Here is a 19,113-nt window from a genome sequence, read left to right as displayed (position 1 = left end):
ACGCTCACCGACGACCAGACGGTCTCCTGCATGATCCGGATACCGGCCGGGACCGTGCACCTCCGCGACGACCGCCGCGGAGCCCGCTGGCAGGAGGAGATCGAACCCTTCCTGCTCGCCCGCCACCCCGTCACCACCGGACAGCACCGCGCCGTCACAGGGACGGACCCCGACCCTTCCGCGCCCGGCGCTCTGCCCCTGACCAACATCAGCTGGCTCGACGCCATCGACCTGTGCAACCGCTTCTCGGTCCGCGCCGGACTGGATCCGGTCTACTCCCACGACGCACGGAGCGGCGAGGTGACCCGCGACCCGGCCTCGGACGGCTACCGCCTGCCCACGGAGGCGGAGTGGCAGTACGCCTGCAAGGCGGGAACCACCGGCTACCGCTACGGCGAGATCGACGACATCGCCTGGTACGACGGCAACTCCGACGGCCGGGCCCACGAGCCCGGCGCCAAGGCCCCCAACGCGTGGGGCCTGTACGACATGCTGGGCAACGTCTGGGAGTGGTGCTGGGACCTCTACGACGAGGAGGTGTACGGCGCCTATCGCACCTTCCGCGGCGGCGGCTGGGCCGAGTCGGAGCGCGGCTGCGGCGCCACCGTACGCCGCCGGAGCCACCCCACCTTCGCGATCGACGACCTCGGGCTCCGGCTGGCCCGCAGCGTGCGCCGTCGGGCCGAGGACGTGAGCTGACCGTCGCGGACAGCTCCGGTGCCGTGTGCGGGGCGTACCTCGCATGTCGGCCGGGCCTTCGGGGGCGGCCGATGCATCATGTCCAGTGGGTGCGGGCCGTCCGCAGGTTCCTCCGACGGGAGCGGCGCGATGCGCGAGATCTGGACGATCGGGCACTGGACCTGCCCGGAAGAGACGTTCACCGGTTTGCTGGACGCCCAGCGCATCGACGTACTGGCCGATGTCCGGGCGCACCCCGGCTCACGCCGAAGCCCGCAGTTCTCCGAAGAGACGCTGCGCGCGTGGCTGGAGCGGGCCGGACTCGACTACGTGTACCTGGACGAGCTCGGCGGCCGGCGGCGCAAGCAGGACGTGGACCCCGCCGCCAATGCGGGCTGGCACAACCCGAGCTTCAAGAACTACGCCGACTACACGCTGCTCCCGGCGTACGAGCGCGGCATCACTCGTCTGACCTCCCTCGCGGAGTGTGGCCGTGTCGCCGTCATGTGCGGCGAGCCGATGCCGTGGCGCTGCCATCGCCTGCTGATCGCGAACACGCTCACCGCCCGCGGCTGGACGGTCCGGCACATCATGGGCGCCGGCGAGCCGCGTGTGCACGAACTGGGCGCCTGGGGCGCGGAGCCACGGGTCGACGTGCCTGGCCGCGTGACGTACCCGGCGCCCCGGACCGAACCCCGGTGAAAAACCGTGCGGGCGATCGAGGACGTGTGCGATACGTTCCTGTCACTCGAAGGGGGCGAAGTGACGAAGCTCAACCAGATCATCGCCGTGGAGAAGGGTGTCAAGAGCAAGTCGCTCCAGGACATCACCGCGGCCCATCACAAGGTGCAGAAGCCGGCGCTGCTGGCAGGCATCTCGCGTACGTACCAGCCGAAGGACGAAGAGGGCGAACAGCTTCCGCCCGAGTCCACGCGTGTGCAGATCAAGGCCGAGGAGGCGCTGCGTGAGATGTCCGCGTCGCTGACCCGGCTGTTCGACGTGACCGCGACGAAGGACTGGGCCAACTGCTCGGCCCGCGCGGACGTCACCGTCGACGGCCGTACGATCGTGAGTGAAGTCCCGGTCAGCTACCTGCTCTTCCTGGAGAAGCAGCTCACCGACCTCCACACCTTCGTGAAGAAGCTTCCCGTCCTGGACGCTTCGGAGTCCTGGTCGCTCGACCCCTCGACGGACTGGTGGAAGACGGACCCGGTCCGCACGATCCGGACGAAGAAGGTCCCGCGCAACCACGTCAAGGCCGAGGCGACCGACAAGCACCCGGCGCAGGTCGACGTGTACTACGAGGACGTGCCGATCGGGTACTGGACGACCGTGAAGTTCTCCGGAGCGCTGCCGGCGCGCCGGGTGAACGAGCTGCTGGAGCGGGTCGAGAAGCTGCAGCACGCGGTGAAGTTCGCCCGTGAGGAGGCCAACGGCGCCGAGGTCACCGACCAGCGGGTCGGAGACGCGGTGTTCGGCTACCTGTTCGGCTAGCCTCGGACACGAGGCGGCACCCCCAAGAACGCCCCCGCGCCAATGTCGTGGGGGCTGCGCACCCTGCACGAGGCGGAATTGAGGTCCGCCCCGTGTGACGAGCGCAAGCTGAAACTGAACGTTCAGCCTGAAGACGCGGTAACGGTGGAGGTTCGAGTCCTCCCCCCGGCACCACCTGCCGGGGTGGCCCAACATGGCAGAGGCAGCCGCGATCAATCTCAGACTCTCGCTCCAGCTTCAGTATCGCCGCCGATTGCCAGATCGACCGAGTACGGACGAACACCGTTGAATGCTGGTTCGAATCCGGCCTGCGCCTCTACGCGGCGCGGTAGTTCAAAGGCAGAACGCGACGGTATGACGACTGATCCGCACTCTTAAACGGCGCTGGCAAGCGCAATTGGGTGGCAACCCCAGGGGCCCGGGAGCTGGATACGACTCCCGGGCTCCGCCACGTCCGGCGAGCGCGGTTCTCCGTCGGCCGGGCACCGGTGCTTCAGCGGATGACCCAGACCTCTGCAGTCTGCTGTATCGGAATCCGAAGTTTTGTTCAGACGACCTGGCTGGTGAACCGCACGCGTTCACCAAGCGCCGCGGTCGCTCCTTCCAGATCTGCCATCCGGGCTGAGAGCGTGGCCTCGGCCAGCCGGGGCGGAAGAGCCGCACTGAACTTCAGCCCGTTCAGGGCTCGCGGGTCAACAGAGGGAAGACACAGGCGCTCCCCCGCGCCAGTTTTTGCCTGCTTCCATTCCCGCAGAGTGAGGTCTTCGCGAAGCCGCACGTACATGTCGGTGGGTCGCTGCAAGGGGTCAGCCACCGAAGAGAGAGTGGCTGCCAGCGCCGCGTTGGCCTTGTACCCGGCCCAGGTCCACCAGCGCACGTTCGTGTCACGGTTGCCGCGGAGGAGCACTGTGCCGTCAGGGGCCACCAGTTCACGGCCCTTGTCACGCAACTGATCGAGTGCGCCGGCCGCACGACGCGTGAGTGCCGCACGAGGCGTCGAGCCGAGCATGACCTCTCGTGCTGCACGGGTCAGCGCATAGGAGGCTGTGCGGGAGAGGCCCACGCCGCCCCAACGTGCCCTTCCGCCACCGTCGACCGGCTCCACGAAGCAGCGGCGGCGCGACCAGTCGATGTAGGTCACCTGCCAACTACGCCCGGCCAGCAGGAGGCGCCGCGGGCCCATGACCCGCTCGGTGAGCAAGGCGGGGTCAGTAGCTCCGATCTCTGTACGGCCGGCCAGGACGGTGAACTCCGGGGCGGCGGTGAAGACAGCGGTCAGGTCCATGAAGTGCCGGTACCCGAAACGCTGTTCCGCCTCAGGACCGATGAACATCAGGCCTGCGTCGCGGTTCAGGAACCCGGCCCCCAAAGATGACGTACGAGGGGCTCGGAAGCCGGACCGAACGGTCCCAGTCCGCCCCACCAGTCCTGCCACAGTCGGTCCCCGACCCGGTGTTCCTGCAGACAGAGCGCAAGAACCTGCTGGGCGACGATATGACGGGGTTCCGGCGGAGGAACAACAGGTTCGACCCAGCCGCGCGTCCACAGCAGCAGAAGCGCTGCCGCTGACAGCAGGCCTGCCTCGTCGAGAGCCAGGAACAGGCAGTTGCGTGTGGATCCCGGCCGAACAGGAGCACGATCGCTTCCTCCTGGAGGGGCCGCAGGCCCGCGACTTCGATGCCGGCCTTCGCCAACGACCACTGCGTGCAGGACCCGAGGGCGGGCTTGACCGCGTCGGCGGGGGCGGCACACAATGCGGGACATGACCCCCTACTCGCTGACCACTGTCGCCCTGCGGATGACGGGGCCTTGCGGCGAGTGTGCTCCACGGTCCACCACCTGTCTGCGCCGCCGCGGCCGTATCGGCTCGCCGCCCGCGCGCATCGGCGGACACTCGCGCTGACCGGGCGTCAACCACTCGGCTGCTCCCCAGGATGAAGCCGAGATCCCGGAACGCCCGTGTTGTCTCTCCCCGGCCTCTCACGGTCCCACCGCGTCCCCGCACCTGCCCGGCAGGCACTCGGCGCGGGCGTGAACGGCCCACCTCATCGCACCGCCGGAGGCCTCGGCCGCTGTCGCGGGTCCCGCCTGTCCCTTCGGGTACCCGGGGCCCGCCCACCGGGGCCCACGACGGCTCGCTCTCCTTCAAGGAGGAACCGTATGACCACCATTGCTTCCCCGAATGCGACCGACGCGCCCGGCGCCGTCACGGCCGCCGACCGGCCCTCCACCACCCCGCCCGTCCTGCGTGAGGCACGCATACCGCAGGACGGTCTGTACGAAGGGCACCGCGTCCTAAAACGGCTGCCGGCCAGTGCGACGGTGCGCCCGTACACACTCTTCGACGTCGTCCCTCAGGCCCGCACGATCGGCGCGGAGATCCACGGCCCGGACCTCTCCCGGCCGTTGGAGCCGGCCCTGCGCGAAGAGCTGAACCGTGCCCTGCTGGAGTGGAAGGTGCTCTTCTTCCGGGGGCAGAACCTCACCTCGGCCGCCCAGCGCGATTTCGCACGCCACTGGGGCGAGCTGGAAGTCAACCCGCTGCTGGCCAGGGGAGACAGCGAAGACGTCGTGCGCTTCGACAAGACGGCCGGGGCAACGAAGACGTTCGAGAACGTCTGGCACACGGACGTCACCTTCCGTGAGCGTCCGGCTCTCGGCGCCGTCCTGCAACTGCGCGAGGTGCCGCCGCTGGGGGGAGACACCATGTGGGCGGACATGGCCGCCGCGTACGACAACCTGCCGCAGGACGTGAAGGACCGCATCGACGGGGCGAGCGCCGTACACGACTTCATCCCCGGCTTCGCCCGCTTCCTCGGGCCCGAGCAACTCGCTCCCCACCAGCAGGCGTTCCCGCCGGTCGAGCATCCGGTCGTGCGCACGCACCCGGAGTCGGGGCGTCGGATGCTGTTCGTGAACACCTCGTTCACGACCCGGATCGTCGGCATCGACCGGGCGGAGAGCGACCGCCTCCTGCGCTTCCTCTTCCAGCAGGCGCACGTACCCGAGTACCAGGTGCGTTTCCGCTGGCAGCCGGGCGACATAGCCTTCTGGGACAACCGGGCGACCCAGCACTACGCCGTGAACGACTATGCCCCGCACCCGCGGGTCGCCGAGCGGGTCGCCATCGCGGGGGACCGCCCCTTCTGAGCGACCGGCGACTGCCGAACGGCGGGCGCGGCACCGCGCCCGCCGGGTCGTCACCGTACGTCCCGGGTCAGGGGGAGAGCGGCGCCATCTTGTCGACCACGCCCGGGTTCTGGGCGATCCACTTCTCCACGGCCGCTTCCTCACGGCCGGTGCCCTCGTCCTGGATGGTCGCCTCCAGGTCCCCGAGCTGCTCCTCCGACATGTGCCAGTCCTTGAGCCAGCCGTGGAACTCGGGGAACTCCTTCGGGAAGGACTTGTGGCCGAGCGAGCGGATCTCGTTCACCTCGCCCCACAACTTCTTCGGGTCCTTGAGCTTGGTCAACTCGTACTTGCTGTATGCCCAGTGTGGCGACCACAGGACGACCGCCACCGGTTCGCGCTTCCGCAGCGAACGCTGCAGCTCCAGGATCATGCTGGGGGAGCTGCCGTCGGTGACCTTGTACTCCTTGTCGAGCCCGTAGCCGGGCAGCACCTCGTTCTTGAGCAGGTTCATCTGGCCGGTCCCGGGCTCGATGCCGATGATCCTGCCGCCGAACTCCTTCGACCTGCCCTTGAGGTCCGCCATCGAGTCGATGCCCTTGACATAGCTGGGCACCGTCACTTCCAGCGTGGTCTCGTCGTACCACGGGCCGATGTCGACCAGGTCGTCCTTGTACTTGTCCCAGTACTGCTTCTGAGCGTTGGGGAGCCAGGCGTCGAATTCCACATCGACCTGGCCGCCGGCCATCGCGGTGAACATCGACCCGATGTCGTACTGGTGGATGCTGGGCTTGTATCCGCGCCGCTCCAGGACGTTCTTCCACAGGTAGGTGACAGCCACGTCCTCGTCCCACGGGAAGTAGCCGATCCTGGGAGCCGCACCGGCCTCCGTCCCCAGGTCCTTCCTGTCCACGTCCTGGCCGTCGTCGTCCGGGCCGGAGACGAACTGCAGACCGCCGGCGAGCAGCGCGAGGACCAGCACACCTATACCCGCGAACGCTGTGCTGGGCCTCCACAGCAGGGCCTTTCCCGCCCGGAGAGAGGCCGCCTTGGCCAGCGCACGGCGACCGAGAGGCGAGATGCGCTGGTTCAGCGCGCCGGTCATGCGGTCGAGATACATGGCGAGGATGACCACTGCGAGACCCGCCTCGAAGCCGAGGCCGATGTCCACCGAGCTGATGGCCTGGAAGACGACGGTACCCAGACCGTCGGCGCCGACCATGCCCGCGATGACCACCATGGACAGGGAGAGCATGATGATCTGGTTGACGCCGGCCATGATGGTCGGCAGGGCCAGCGGCAGCTGTACGCGCAGCAGAATGGCACGTGGAAGTGCTCCGAACGCTTCCGCGGCCTCCACCAGCTCCTCGTCCACCTGCCGGATACCGAGCTCGGTCATCCGGATCCCCGGCGGCATCGCGAAGATGATGGTGGCGACGATGCCGGGCACCACGCCCACTCCGAAGAAGGTGATACCGGGGACAAGGTAGACAAAGGCCGGCATCGTCTGCATGAAGTCGAGAACCGGCCGAAGGACCGAACTCACCGACTTGTTGCGGGCCGCCCAGATGCCGAGGGGGACAGCGATCACCATGGTGACCGTGGCCGCCACGACGAGAAGCGACAGCGTCTGCATCGCCTTCTCCCACAACTCGATCGAGTTGACGAGGAAGAAGCCCGCGGAAGCGACGGCGGCCGCCACCACGCCCCGCAGCCACCAGGCGATCAGCGCGAGGATCGCCCCCATCACCAGCGCGTCGGGGCCCGACATGACGAAGTACACACCGTTGTACAGGCCTTGGCCGACGGAGTGCAGGGAGTCGAAGAGCCAGGGCAGACGAGCTTCCAGGAACTCGACGGCACTGTTGACGCCGGCACCTATTTCGAGCCTGATCACGGCTTTCCGCCTTCATCGCACCGGTGTCCGTCAGCTACGGCAGGGCCGGGCCCGCGTACGGGTCGCCCTGCTCCCTCACCGAAGGCTCTGTACCTGCCTGGGGGCTCTGTTGTCAGCCTGGTCACGTGTACCTTTCGCGTTGACCTGAGACCCGGCGAAGAGACATGGCGCCGCCCAGCCCCTTGGCGGTGTGGGACATGCGGATGCGCGCGGCGCGTGGCCGTAGCAGCACCTCAGCCGGGCGGTCATGTGTCCTGGCAGCCGGGTCCTGGCATGCTGCCGTGCCATCCGCGCCGGCTGCCCGAAGGGCGTCCGCGCCCGGACAGGGTGATTCGGGCTGCGGCTACCCAGTGTTCCGGGAGACAAACGGATGGCGAAGCCTTCGTTCGGACGAGCTCGCTGGTGAATCGCACGGTATGCGACGGCAACGCACGGGCTGCCCGTCGGCGGCGGGGGCGCTGGGGCCGTGCGGTCCTCGGCGGGCATGAAAAAGACCCCCTGCTCGGCGTCTCCGCCGATCAGAAGGTCTTCCGGAAAGTGCCCCCGGCAGGATTCGAACCTGCGCACCCGGCTCCGGAGGCCGATGCTCTATCCCCTGAGCTACGGGGGCGATGTCGCTGCGCTTGGCGGCGACGAGTGAAACCCTACCAGCTCCGACGGGGTGTCCGGGAACGGGTATGTCCGGTCGGAGGCACCCTCGCGAGGCGGGCACAGGCCACCCCTCCGGGGGCGGAAGTGGGCAAAACCCGGACGCAGCTACTCCGCTCGACCTACCCTCGAAGGGTGTCAGGGGCGTACGGCCGCGTGCTTGTTGTCGACGACAACAAGGCCATCCGGCAGCTGATCAGGGTCAATCTCGAGCTGGAGGGCTTCGAGGTCGTGACCGCGGCCGATGGCGTCGAGTGCCTCGACCTGGTGCACGAGGTCTGCCCGGATGTGATCACTCTCGATGTGATGATGCCCAGGCTCGACGGAATGCAGACCGCGGCCCGGCTGCGCGCCGATCCGAGGACCGGGCATCTCCCGGTCGCCGTCATCAGTGCGTGTCCACCCCACGAGGTGGACTCCGGGGCGGCCACCGCCGGAGTCGACGCGTTCCTCGCGAAACCCTTCGAGCCGAGCGAGCTGGTGCGCATGGTGCGCCGGCTCGCACACCGCGAGGAACCCGCGCCCTTCGACGGCAGGCGCGGTGCGGGGACGGCCGGGAGCACGGCCGGCTGACGGCATGGCTGACCGGACCTCCGACGGGCCCCTCGGCCGCGCCGACACAGGATTGCTGCCCGTATGGCGAAACCGGTTGGCGAAGTGCCCCCCTTCCTCCCATACGCTTGTCCCGTGACCCCCGCAGATCTCTCCATGACCGTGCTGCACGCTGTGCGCCGCGCGGTCGACGAGGACGCCCTGCGCGCACCGGTGCCCGTGCGCGTGCGGGTCGAGCGGACACGGCCCGGCGGCAGCGGCGACTACGCCTGCGCCGTCGCCCTTCAGCTGGCCGGCCCCGCCGCGCTCCCGGCGCCGGAAGTCGCCGCGCTGCTGCGCGATCGGGTCGTCGGCGCGCCCGGGATCGGGCGGGTCGAGATCACCGGGCCCGGATTCCTGAACTTTCACCTCGACGCCTCGGCGGACGCCGCTCGCGCCGCGCTCGTACGCGAGGTGCTGGAGCAAGGGCTGCGGTACGGGCGGGTACCCGAGTACACCGGCCGGCTCTACCAGCTCCACCACCGTCGCGAGGTCCGGGCCGCGGTGACGGCCGACTCGGTGCAGCGGCTGAAGCGGTCCCAGGGCGCCCTGGGGCGTGTCACCTGCGAGGAGGCGTCCGACCCCGACTGGGTGCGTCTCGGTGTCAGCGTCGACGCGCACGGGCGGCCCCCCGTCCCGCTCACGGAGACCCGCCCCGTCCCCGCAGGAGCCACGGCGGGCGAACTGCTGGAGCGGCTGGGCCCCGACGCCACCCGGTGGGGTCTACTGCGGCCCGCCGGGCACGACCGGGCGGCTCTCGGTGATGATCTCCTCGTCCAGACGGAGGCCAACCCGCTCTTCCTGGTCCGCTACGCCCACGCACGCGCCCGCGCGCTGACCCGCGAGGGGGCGCGGCTCGGCATCACCGGCGCGTACGAGACGGACGTCCACGCGCCCGCGCTGCACGCCGCGCTCGCCGACCACCCCGGCGTCCTCGCCGCGGCCGCCCGTCACCAGGCACCCGACCGGCTCGCCCGGCACCTCGAAACGGTGGCGCGCGCCTTCTTCGACCTCCACGACGCCTGCCCGCCGCTCCCCGCCGGCGACGAGAAACCCTCGGCCGCCCACCGCTCCAGGCTGGCCCTCGCCGAAGCCGCCGGGACGGTGCTCGCAGGCGGCCTGTCCCTGCTCGGCATCAGCGCGCCCGACCACCTCTGAGAACCGAGAGAGCAGAACAGAACGATGAGCCGATCCGCACACCCCGCCGGACCCCGTCACGCCGACGTCCTTCCCGAGGGCCACTACACCGCCCCGGCCACCGACCTCAACGAGCTGGACGCGAAGGTCTGGTCCCGTACCGTCACCCGTGACGCCGACGGTGCGCTCACCGTCGGCGGGATCGAAGTCGCCCGGCTGGCCGAGGAGTTCGGCACGCCGGCGTACTTCCTGGACGAGTCCGACTTCCGTGCGCGCTGCCGTGCCTGGTCGGACGCCTTCGGGGCGGACGCCGACGTCTTCTACGCCGGGAAGGCCTTCCTGTCACGCGCCGTGGTGCGCTGGCTCAAGGAGGAGGGGCTGAATTTGGACGTGTGCTCCGGCGGCGAGCTGGCCACGGCGCTGGACGCGGGGATGCCGGCCGAGCGCATCGCCTTCCACGGCAACAACAAGACCGCCGCCGAGATCGAGCGGGCCGTCGAGGCCGGCGTCGGGCGGATCGTGCTCGACTCCTTCCAGGAGATCGTCCGGGTCTCGCACATCGCGCAGCGGCTCGGCACGCGCCAGCGTGTGCAGATCCGCGTCACGGTCGGCGTCGAGGCCCACACCCACGAGTTCATCGCCACCGCGCACGAGGACCAGAAGTTCGGCATCGCGCTGGCGGACGGACAGGCGGCCGAGGCGGTCCGCAGGGCGCTCACCCTGGACGGCCTGGAACTCATCGGCATCCACTCGCACATCGGCTCGCAGATCTTCGACATGGCCGGCTTCGAGGTCTCCGCGCGGCGTGTCGTGCAGCTGCTCGCCGAGATCCGCGACGAGCACGGTGTCGAGCTCCCCGAGATCGACCTCGGCGGCGGTCTCGGCATCGCGTACACCTCCGACGACGACCCCCGCGAGCCGCACGAGATCGCCAAGGCGCTCTCCGAGATCGTGACCCGGGAGTGCGAGTCGGCCGGTCTGCGGACCCCGCGCATCTCCGTGGAGCCGGGCCGCGCGATCGTCGGCCCCACCGCCTTCACGCTGTACGAGGTCGGCACCATCAAGCCCCTCGAAGGCCTGCGCACGTACGTGAGCGTCGACGGCGGCATGTCGGACAACATCCGCACCGCGCTGTACGACGCCGAGTACAGCGTCTCGCTCGTCTCGCGCAGCTCCGAGGCCGAACCCATGCTCGTACGCGTCGTCGGCAAGCACTGCGAGAGCGGTGACATCGTGGTCAAGGACGCGTTCCTGCCGTCCGACCTGGCCCCCGGCGACCTGATCGCGGTGCCCGCCACGGGCGCGTACTGCCGCTCGATGGCGAGCAACTACAACCACGCCCTGCGCCCGCCCGTCGTCGCCGTGCGCGACGGACAGGCGCGGGTCATCGTCCGACGCGAGACAGAGGAAGATCTCCTGCGTCTCGATGTCGGCTGATGAAATTCACATCTCAAAATCCGGACGGGTGGCAGAAACCCCCGTCCGGTGAGTGAGACTGGTCCACACATCAGAAGTATGAGAAACGAGGTCGGATGATGCGTACGCGTCCGCTGAAGGTGGCGCTGCTGGGCTGTGGAGTGGTCGGCTCAGAGGTGGCGCGCATCATGACGACGCACGCCGACGACCTCGCCGCGCGCATCGGTGCGCCGGTCGAGCTCGCCGGTGTGGCCGTCCGCCGGCCCTCCAAGGTGCGGGAGGGCATCGACCCCGCGCTGATCACCACCGATGCGACCGCCCTGGTCAAACGGGGCGACATCGACGTCGTCGTCGAGGTCATCGGCGGCATCGAGCCCGCCCGTACGCTCATCACGACCGCTTTCGAGCACGGCGCGGGCGTCGTCTCGGCCAACAAGGCGCTGCTCGCCGAGGACGGCTCCGCGCTCCACGCCGCCGCCGAGAAGCACGGCAGGGACCTCTACTACGAGGCGGCCGTGGCCGGCGCCATCCCGCTCGTACGGCCGCTGCGCGAGTCCCTCGCCGGGGACAAGGTCAACCGGGTGCTCGGCATCGTCAACGGCACGACCAACTTCATCCTCGACAAGATGGACACGAGTGGCGCCGGGTACTCCGAGGCGCTCGACGAGGCCACCGCTCTCGGGTACGCCGAGGCCGACCCGACCGCCGACGTCGAGGGCTTCGACGCCGCGGCGAAGGCCGCCATTCTCGCCGGTATCGCCTTCCACACCCGGGTGAAGATCGGCGAGGTGCACCGCGAGGGCATCACCGAGGTCACCGCCGCCGACATCGCCTCCGCCCGGCGCATGGGCTGCACCGTCAAGCTCCTCGCCATCTGCGAACGCGCTGCCGACGGCAGGTCCGTCACCGCCCGGGTGCATCCCGCGATGATCCCGCTCAGCCACCCGCTGGCCTCCGTCCGTGAGGCGTACAACGCGGTCTTCGTCGAGGCCGACGCGGCCGGTCAGCTGATGTTCTACGGTCCCGGCGCCGGCGGTGCCCCGACCGCGTCCGCGGTTCTGGGCGACCTGGTCGCCGTGTGCCGCAACATCATCGGCGAGAGCACGGGTCCCGGTGAGTCCGCGTACACGCGTCTGCCGGTCAGCCCCATGGGTGATGTCGTCACGCGGTACCACATCAGTCTCGACGTGGCCGACAAGCCTGGCGTGCTAGCCCAGGTCGCGACGGTCTTCGCCGAACAGGGCGTATCCATCGATACGGTCCGACAGCAGAGCCGACCATCGGGCAGCGGCGACGGAGTTGCCATCGAGCAGGGTGGCGGCGGGCGACGGATGGGCGGAGACGGCGAGGCATCCCTCGTCGTCGTCACCCACCGCGCGCCCGACGCCGCCCTCTCCGGGACCGTCGAAGCGCTGCGCAAGCTGGACACCGTGCGCGGTGTCGCCAGCATCATGCGTGTTGAAGGGGAGTAAGGACCCATGACCAGCAAGGGCACCCACCAGTGGCGCGGCATCATCGAGGAGTACCGGGACCGTCTTCCGGTCACGAGCTCCACCCCGGTCGTCACGCTCCGTGAAGGCGGCACGCCGCTCGTTCCGGCGCAGGTCCTCTCCGAGCGCACGGGCTGCGAGGTGCACCTCAAGGTCGAGGGCGCCAACCCCACCGGGTCGTTCAAGGACCGCGGCATGACCATGGCGATCACGCGGGCCAAGGAGGAGGGCGCGCAGGCCGTCATCTGCGCCTCCACCGGCAACACCTCCGCCTCCGCCGCGGCGTACGCCGTGCGCGCGGGCATGGTCTGCGCCGTCCTCGTGCCGCAGGGCAAGATCGCGCTGGGCAAGATGGGGCAGGCGCTCGTCCACGGCGCGAAGATCCTCCAGGTCGACGGGAACTTCGACGACTGCCTGACCCTGGCCCGCAGCCTCTCGGACAACTACCCGGTAGCGCTGGTCAATTCGGTCAATCCGGTGCGCATCGAGGGCCAGAAGACCGCAGCGTTCGAGATCGTCGACGCGCTCGGCGACGCCCCCGACATCCACGTCCTTCCGGTGGGCAACGCGGGCAACATCACGGCCTACTGGAAGGGCTACAAGGAGTACGCGGGGGACGGCGTCTCGTCGCACACCCCGCGCATGTGGGGCTTCCAGGCCTCCGGTTCCGCGCCGATCGTGCGCGGCGAGATCGTCAAGGACCCGGCGACCATCGCCACCGCGATCCGCATCGGCAACCCGGCGTCCTGGCAGTTCGCGCTGGACGCCCGGGACGAATCGGGCGGCTTCATAGACGATGTGACGGACCGTCAGATCCTGTCGGCCTACCGCCTGCTGGCCTCCCAGGAGGGTGTCTTCGTCGAGCCCGCCTCGGCCGCCTCCGTGGCCGGTCTGCTCAAGGCCGCCGAAGAGGGCAAGGTCGACCCCGGCCAGAGAATCGTCTGCACCGTCACCGGCAACGGGCTCAAGGACCCCGACTGGGCCGTCGCCGGCGCACCGCAGCCGGTCACCGTCCCGGTCGACGCGGTGGCCGCGGCCGAGAAGCTGGGCCTGGCGTAGCCGGCCCCTTGCCGCAGCTCAACCGCCCTCCCGGGCGGAGAGCGCATGGGAGGTGTGCGACACGCATCGTGCGCCTCCCGTGCGCCCTATGTCGCCACAGAACCTTCCTTCGATAAGCTGTACTCGACCCGCCCCGCCGCATCCGCCGCGGTGCAGCAGCCGTCGTGACTGCCGGGCCCTCAGTCCCTCCGCGCAACGACACCACGCATACGTCGAAGTACCCTGCACAACATCCCCGCCGCCGTACAGGAAGAGTCGTCCAACCGATGGCCGGTCCCGCGTTCCGAGCCGCCGCCGTCCGGGTGCGCGTCCCCGCAACCAGCGCCAATCTGGGCCCGGGTTTCGACGCCCTCGGCCTCTCGCTGGGGCTCTACGACGACGTGGTCGTCAGGGTCGCCGATTCCGGGCTGCACATCGACATCGCGGGTGAGGGCGCCGAGACGCTGCCCCGCGACGAGAACCACCTGCTCGTACGCTCCCTGCGTACGGCCTTCGACCTGCTCGGCGGACAGCCCCGCGGTCTGGAGATCGTCTGCGCCAACCGCATTCCGCACGGCCGTGGCCTCGGTTCCTCGTCCGCCGCCATCTGCGCCGGGATCGTCGCCGCCCGCGCCGTGACGACGGGCGGCGAGGCCCGGCTCGACGATGCCGCGCTGCTGGAGCTGGCCACCGAGATCGAGGGGCACCCCGACAACGTCGCCGCCTGTCTCCTCGGCGGATTCACCCTCGCCTGGATGGACGGCGGAGCCGCCAGAGCGATCAGGATGGACCCCGCGGATTCCGTCGTGCCGGTGGTTTTCGTCCCGGCGACGCCGGTGCTGACGGAGACCGCCCGCGGTCTGCTGCCGCGCACCGTCCCCCATGTGGACGCCGCGGCCAACGCCGGCCGCGCGGCCCTGCTCGTCGAGGCCCTGACCAGGCGTCCCGAGCTGCTTCTCGCCGCAACGGAGGACCGGATCCACCAGGAGTACCGGGGTGCCGCGATGCCGCAGAGCGTGGAGCTGGTGCACCGGCTGCGTGCCGACGGCGTCCCTGCCGTCATCTCCGGTGCGGGGCCCACCGTGCTCGCGCTGACGGAAGAGGGTTCGGCCGAGAAGGTCGCCCGGCTGGCGGGTGAGGGCTGGGCCGCGAACCGGCTCGCTCTCGATGCCACGGGTGCGAGCGTGTTGCCGCTCGCCGCGTAGTCCCACGTGATTGCCGGTGCATGAGAGGGGGAATGTTTGTTGGAGCCGGTAGTGTTAACCTCAAGTCGGCAATCGACGTCTTCGTGGCGCGTTGCTTCGTGTCCCCCTCCGGGACCACCACTCTTCCGGGAGCCTCCCCGACTGCCTGAGCAGCCTGCCTGAGCTTTCGAGCACGCTCCGGAACCGGCACGACACCCTCTTGCTCGTCCAGGAGTGGGCCGAGCAAGGGGATCTCGCGCCGGACCCCGCACATTCATCTCTCCGCCGTACCCGGCGGACCACCGCCCCGGCAAGGTCCGCGATCGACACGATCAACAGACCGCAGTCGGACAGCACAACCGGTCGCCGAGCCAGAAGGCCGACGTCCGCTCCAGGGAAGGACCCTTCGTGAGCGACACCACCGATCTGATGGGCGTGAGCGCCGACAAGAGCGTCGACAGCTCCGCGCCCGCCGAAGGTGCTGCCACTGGCACCACCGTACGGCGCCGCCGCTCCGGCACCGGCCTCGAGGGCATGGTCCTGGCCGAGCTGCAGCAGGTCGCGTCCGGCCTCGGCATCAGGGGAACTGCGCGGATGCGCAAGAGCCAGCTGATCGAGGTCATCAAGGAGGCGCAGTCAGGAGGATCCTCCGCGCCCGCCCCCAAGGCCGCCGCATCCGCCGGTACGGACACCGGAAGCAAGCCGAAGCGGCGAGCCACGTCGAAGACGCGCACCGGTGACGAGAGCGCTGCCGCTCCGGCCGCCGACGCCGCCCAGCAGCAGATCGACATCCCCGGGCAGCCGGCGAGCGACGACCAGCCCACGGGCGAGCGCCGCCGTCGCCGGGCCACCGCGCAGGCGGGCAGCCCCGACACCAAGGCGGAGCCCAAGGCGGAGCCCAAGGCCGAGTCCAGGACGGAGGCCGAGCCGAAGACAGAGCCCAAGGCAGAGGGCCGCCAGGACCGCGCCGAAGAGCGTGGCGAGGCGAAGGCCGACGCGAAGGCGGAGTCCGCAGCGGACACCGCCGAGGGCCGGCGGGGCGACCGCCAGGACGGCCGGCGCGGCGACCGCCAGGACCGCGGTGACCGCCAGGACCGCGGTGATCGCCGGGACCGCCAGCGCGACCGCCGTGGCAAGGGCGACGACCAGGGCCAGCAGGGCGGCGGACGCCGTCAGGGCCAGCAGGGCGGCGGCCAGGGCCAGAGTCAGGGCCAGGGCCAGGGCCAGCAGGGCGGCGGTGGCCAGCAGGACGACGGTTACGACGACGAGAGCGGCCGGCGTGGCCGCAGGGGCCGTTACCGCGACCGCCGTGGCCGTCGCGGCCGTGACGACTTCGCGACCGACGTCCAGGTGGCCGACGACGACGTCCTGATCCCCGTCGCGGGCATTCTCGACATCCTCGACAACTACGCGTTCATCCGGACCTCCGGCTACCTGCCGGGCCCGAACGACGTGTACGTCTCGCTCGCCCAGGTCCGCAAGAACGGCCTGCGCAAGGGTGACCACGTCACCGGTGCGGTGCGTCAGCCCAAGGACGGCGAGCGCCGCGAGAAGTTCAACGCGCTGGTCCGTCTCGACTCCGTCAACGGCATGGCGCCGGAGACCGGCCGTGGCCGTCCCGAGTTCCAGAAGCTGACTCCGCTGTACCCGCAGGACAGGCTCCGTCTGGAGACCGACTCCAACGTCCTGACCACCCGGATCATCGACCTGGTCGCACCGATCGGCAAGGGCCAGCGAGGCCTGATCGTGGCCCCGCCGAAGACCGGTAAGACCATGATCCTGCAGGCCATCGCCAACGCGATCACGGTCAACAGCCCCGAGTGCCACCTGATGGTCGTCCTGGTCGACGAGCGTCCGGAAGAGGTCACCGACATGCAGCGGTCGGTGAAGGGCGAGGTCATCTCCTCGACCTTCGACCGCCCCGCCGAGGACCACACCACGGTCGCCGAGCTCGCCATCGAGCGCGCGAAGCGCCTCGTGGAGCTGGGCCACGACGTGGTCGTCCTGCTGGACTCGATCACCCGCCTGGGCCGCGCCTACAACCTGGCGGCGCCGGCCTCCGGCCGCATCCTGTCCGGTGGTGTCGACTCGACCGCGCTGTACCCGCCGAAGCGCTTCTTCGGTGCCGCACGCAACATCGAGGACGGCGGCTCGCTGACCATCCTGGCCACCGCGCTCGTCGAGACCGGCTCGCGCATGGACGAGGTGATCTTCGAGGAGTTCAAGGGCACCGGCAACATGGAGCTCAAGCTCGACCGGAAACTCTCGGACAAGCGCATCTTCCCTGCGGTGGACGTCGACGCGTCCAGCACCCGCAAGGAAGAGATCCTGCTCGGCACCGATGAACTGGCCGTGGTCTGGAAGCTGCGCAGGGTGCTCCACGCTCTCGACCAGCAGCAGGCGATCGAGCTGCTGCTTGACCGCATGAAGAAGACGCAGTCCAACGCGGAGTTCCTGCTCCAGATCCAGAAGACGACGCCGGGCAACGGCAACGACTGACGTCGCCGAGTCGCGACATGGAACAGATGCCCCGTCACGAGGTAGTGACGGGGCATCTGTTTTCTTTTCCCGCCCCGGCGAGCTGGGACCGCCGCCGGCAGCTTGGGCATGCCTCCGGTGCGATCTTTGCCACACGCGTAGTGATCGGCCGCGGCTGGAGCAGCCACAACCAGTTCGGCTGAAACACCAGGTGAGCGCCGGTTCGCCGGCCCACTCGCCCGCTTCTTCCGAGGTCCCTGTCACCGGACGGGGACCTCGGGTCTTTGTGCGAGGCTGCTGGATGCTCCGACGTCCCAGCGAGTGACGCCGGACGCCCGTGCACCACGGCAGGGGGTGACAGCGAGAAGCGAAAGAGGGAGCGTATGACCGAGCAGAGCAGGAGCGCCGGCCGAATACGCGGCACCGGCAGCCGCCGGAGGACGCCGTCCCGTGCCCGCCGGGTGAAGAGGGCCGCCCTGTGGGGCGCCGCCGCCCTGGTGGTCGTCGGGGGATCCGGGGTCGGCTACGCCTACGTCACGCTCAACGGGAACCTGAAGGGCGTCGACATCGACGCCGCCCTGGGAGCCGAGCGACCCGATGACGTCGACAACGGCTCGCAGGACATCCTCGTGCTGGGATCGGACTCCCGCTCCGGCGCCAATGCGAAGTACGGCGTCGACGAGGGCTCCGCCCGGGCGGACACCGCGATGGTCGTCCATGTCGACGAGGGCCACACCTCCGCGAGCGTGGTCTCCGTCCCGCGGGACACCCTCGTCGACCGTCCCGCCTGCACGAGCGACACGACCGGTGAGCAGGTCGGCGCGGAGCAGGAGGCGATGTTCAACACGGCGTACGCGGTCGGCGGGCCGGCCTGTGCGGTGAAGACCGTCGAGGCCATGTCCGGTATCCGCATGGACCATTACGTCGAGGTCGACTTCACCGGGTTCAAGAAGCTCATCGACGAGCTGGGCGGCGTGAAGATCACCACCTCGCAGGCGATCGACGACCCCAACAGCCATCTGGCGCTGAAGGCCGGCACCCACACCCTGAGCGGCGAGCAGTCGCTCGGCCTCGTCCGCACGCGGGAGAGCGTCGGCGACGGCAGTGACCTGGGCCGGATCCAGCTCCAGCAGGCGTTCGTGAAGGCGCTGATGGACCAGGCGAGGAGCGTCGGGGTGTTCTCGAACCCGCAGAAGCTGTTCGGCCTCGCGGACGCGGCGACCGAAGCCCTCACCACCGACTCCGCGCTGGCCTCCGTCAAGAAGCTCACGGGTTTCGCCAACGGGCTCAAGGGCCTCGGCTCGAAGAACGTCGACATGGTCACCCTGCCCGTCGAGTACGACCAGGACGACCCTAACCGCGTACTGCCCCAGGAGAAGGCCGGCCGGCAGGTCTGGGCGGCGCTCAAGCAGGACAAGCCGATTCCGGCGTCCGCCACGGCGAAGTCGGCCGGCGACAAGGGCGGGGCGGGGAAGGTCTTGGGGTGACGGCGCCCTCAGCGGAGCGCCCTCGACGGCACCATCCGTCACCCCGCGATCGCGGAACGTTCCCCGCACGTACGGGAATACACCCGGCCGAGTCCTCGTTTTGGGAGATACGGCCGGTCCTGGCAGACTGGTACGTCGGTCCCGGTTCACGGACGCGCAATCCGCGCGAACGACCCGGAGCCCTCCCGAACCTAGGAGACACCTTGAAGCGCGACATTCACCCCGAGTACGTCGAGACGCAGGTCAGCTGCACCTGCGGTGCGTCGTTCACCACCCGGAGCACCCTTGAGGGCGGCGCCATCCGCGCCGACGTCTGCTCCGAGTGCCACCCGTTCTACACGGGCAAGCAGAAGATCCTCGACACCGGCGGCCGCGTGGCCCGCTTCGAGGCCCGCTTCGGCAAGGCTGCCGGCTCCGCCAGCAAGTAGCGAGCCATTGCGCCGGTT

Annotated in this window: 16 protein-coding genes, 1 tRNA gene and 1 pseudogene; 15 read left to right on the top strand and 3 right to left on the bottom strand. The window is 69.7% G+C overall.

Going from position 1 to position 19,113, the window contains the following annotated elements; all coding sequences use genetic code 11:
* Positions 1-30: 30 nt before the first annotated feature.
* The 3 genes from ACWD04_RS00845 to ACWD04_RS00835 all read left to right on the top strand — a co-directional run bounded on the left by ACWD04_RS00845 (position 31) and on the right by ACWD04_RS00835 (position 2,172).
* Positions 31-699, top strand: a complete 669-nt coding sequence (locus ACWD04_RS00845) for a formylglycine-generating enzyme family protein (RefSeq protein WP_451127417.1) — start codon at positions 31-33, stop codon at positions 697-699.
* 129 nt (positions 700-828) lie between these two features.
* Positions 829-1,380, top strand: coding sequence for a DUF488 domain-containing protein (locus ACWD04_RS00840; protein WP_451126688.1), 552 nt, complete (start codon positions 829-831; stop codon positions 1,378-1,380).
* Between the two features lie 60 nt (positions 1,381-1,440).
* Complete coding sequence (locus ACWD04_RS00835) at positions 1,441-2,172, top strand: DUF7873 family protein (RefSeq protein ID WP_451126686.1); 732 nt, start codon at positions 1,441-1,443, stop codon at positions 2,170-2,172.
* Between the two features lie 547 nt (positions 2,173-2,719).
* Here ACWD04_RS00835 and ACWD04_RS00830 read toward each other — a convergent pair.
* A pseudogene (locus ACWD04_RS00830) lies at positions 2,720-3,798 on the bottom strand (DEAD/DEAH box helicase); the annotation flags it as partial.
* Between the two features lie 136 nt (positions 3,799-3,934).
* Here ACWD04_RS00830 and ACWD04_RS00825 point away from each other — a divergent pair.
* On the top strand, positions 3,935-4,075 hold the full coding sequence (locus tag ACWD04_RS00825; protein ID WP_451126684.1) for a hypothetical protein: 141 nt from the start codon (positions 3,935-3,937) through the stop codon (positions 4,073-4,075).
* A 257-nt stretch (positions 4,076-4,332) separates the two neighbouring features.
* Positions 4,333-5,322 (top strand): TauD/TfdA dioxygenase family protein, encoded by a 990-nt coding sequence (locus tag ACWD04_RS00820; protein ID WP_451126682.1) that lies wholly within the window; start codon positions 4,333-4,335, stop codon positions 5,320-5,322.
* Between the two features lie 67 nt (positions 5,323-5,389).
* On the opposite strand, the gene ACWD04_RS00815 is transcribed toward ACWD04_RS00820, so the two are convergent.
* Positions 5,390-7,198 (bottom strand): ABC transporter permease/substrate binding protein, encoded by a 1,809-nt coding sequence (locus tag ACWD04_RS00815; protein WP_451126680.1) that lies wholly within the window; start codon positions 7,196-7,198, stop codon positions 5,390-5,392.
* A 538-nt stretch (positions 7,199-7,736) separates the two neighbouring features.
* Positions 7,737-7,808: transfer RNA gene (locus tag ACWD04_RS00810), tRNA-Arg, on the bottom strand.
* A gap of 125 nt (positions 7,809-7,933) precedes the next feature.
* Between ACWD04_RS00810 and ACWD04_RS00805 the strand changes: the two genes are divergently transcribed.
* The 10 genes from ACWD04_RS00805 (at position 7,934) to rpmE (ending at position 19,095) form a co-directional block, all read left to right on the top strand.
* Positions 7,934-8,419 (top strand): response regulator, encoded by a 486-nt coding sequence (locus tag ACWD04_RS00805; RefSeq protein ID WP_451126678.1) that lies wholly within the window; start codon positions 7,934-7,936, stop codon positions 8,417-8,419.
* Positions 8,420-8,533: 114 nt separating this feature from the next.
* On the top strand, positions 8,534-9,595 hold the full coding sequence (nrtL, locus tag ACWD04_RS00800; protein WP_451126676.1) for an ArgS-related anticodon-binding protein NrtL: 1,062 nt from the start codon (positions 8,534-8,536) through the stop codon (positions 9,593-9,595).
* A gap of 24 nt (positions 9,596-9,619) precedes the next feature.
* Positions 9,620-11,011 (top strand): diaminopimelate decarboxylase, encoded by a 1,392-nt coding sequence (lysA, locus tag ACWD04_RS00795; protein ID WP_451126674.1) that lies wholly within the window; start codon positions 9,620-9,622, stop codon positions 11,009-11,011.
* Positions 11,012-11,106: 95 nt separating this feature from the next.
* Positions 11,107-12,462 (top strand): homoserine dehydrogenase, encoded by a 1,356-nt coding sequence (locus ACWD04_RS00790; protein ID WP_451126672.1) that lies wholly within the window; start codon positions 11,107-11,109, stop codon positions 12,460-12,462.
* A 6-nt stretch (positions 12,463-12,468) separates the two neighbouring features.
* On the top strand, positions 12,469-13,539 hold the full coding sequence (gene thrC, locus ACWD04_RS00785; protein WP_451126670.1) for a threonine synthase: 1,071 nt from the start codon (positions 12,469-12,471) through the stop codon (positions 13,537-13,539).
* A gap of 266 nt (positions 13,540-13,805) precedes the next feature.
* Complete coding sequence (gene thrB, locus ACWD04_RS00780) at positions 13,806-14,723, top strand: homoserine kinase (RefSeq protein WP_451126668.1); 918 nt, start codon at positions 13,806-13,808, stop codon at positions 14,721-14,723.
* A gap of 387 nt (positions 14,724-15,110) precedes the next feature.
* The gene (gene rho, locus ACWD04_RS00775; RefSeq protein ID WP_451126666.1) at positions 15,111-17,201 is read left to right on the top strand and encodes a transcription termination factor Rho; all 2,091 of its coding nucleotides are present in this window, start codon (positions 15,111-15,113) and stop codon (positions 17,199-17,201) included.
* Between the two features lie 17 nt (positions 17,202-17,218).
* Positions 17,219-17,383 carry a hypothetical protein gene (locus ACWD04_RS00770; RefSeq protein ID WP_451126664.1) on the top strand — a complete coding sequence of 55 codons (165 nt, stop codon included), beginning with the start codon at positions 17,219-17,221 and terminating at the stop codon, positions 17,381-17,383.
* Positions 17,384-17,563: 180 nt separating this feature from the next.
* Entirely contained in the window at positions 17,564-18,667 is a 1,104-nt protein-coding gene (locus ACWD04_RS00765; protein ID WP_451126662.1) for an LCP family protein, read from the top strand.
* A 203-nt stretch (positions 18,668-18,870) separates the two neighbouring features.
* Complete coding sequence (gene rpmE, locus ACWD04_RS00760; protein WP_099174467.1) at positions 18,871-19,095, top strand: 50S ribosomal protein L31; 225 nt, start codon at positions 18,871-18,873, stop codon at positions 19,093-19,095.
* Positions 19,096-19,113 lie beyond the last annotated feature (18 nt).

The organism is Streptomyces sp. NPDC002911 (genome assembly GCF_053591835.1).
This window is presented reverse-complemented; position numbering and strand designations above follow the sequence as displayed.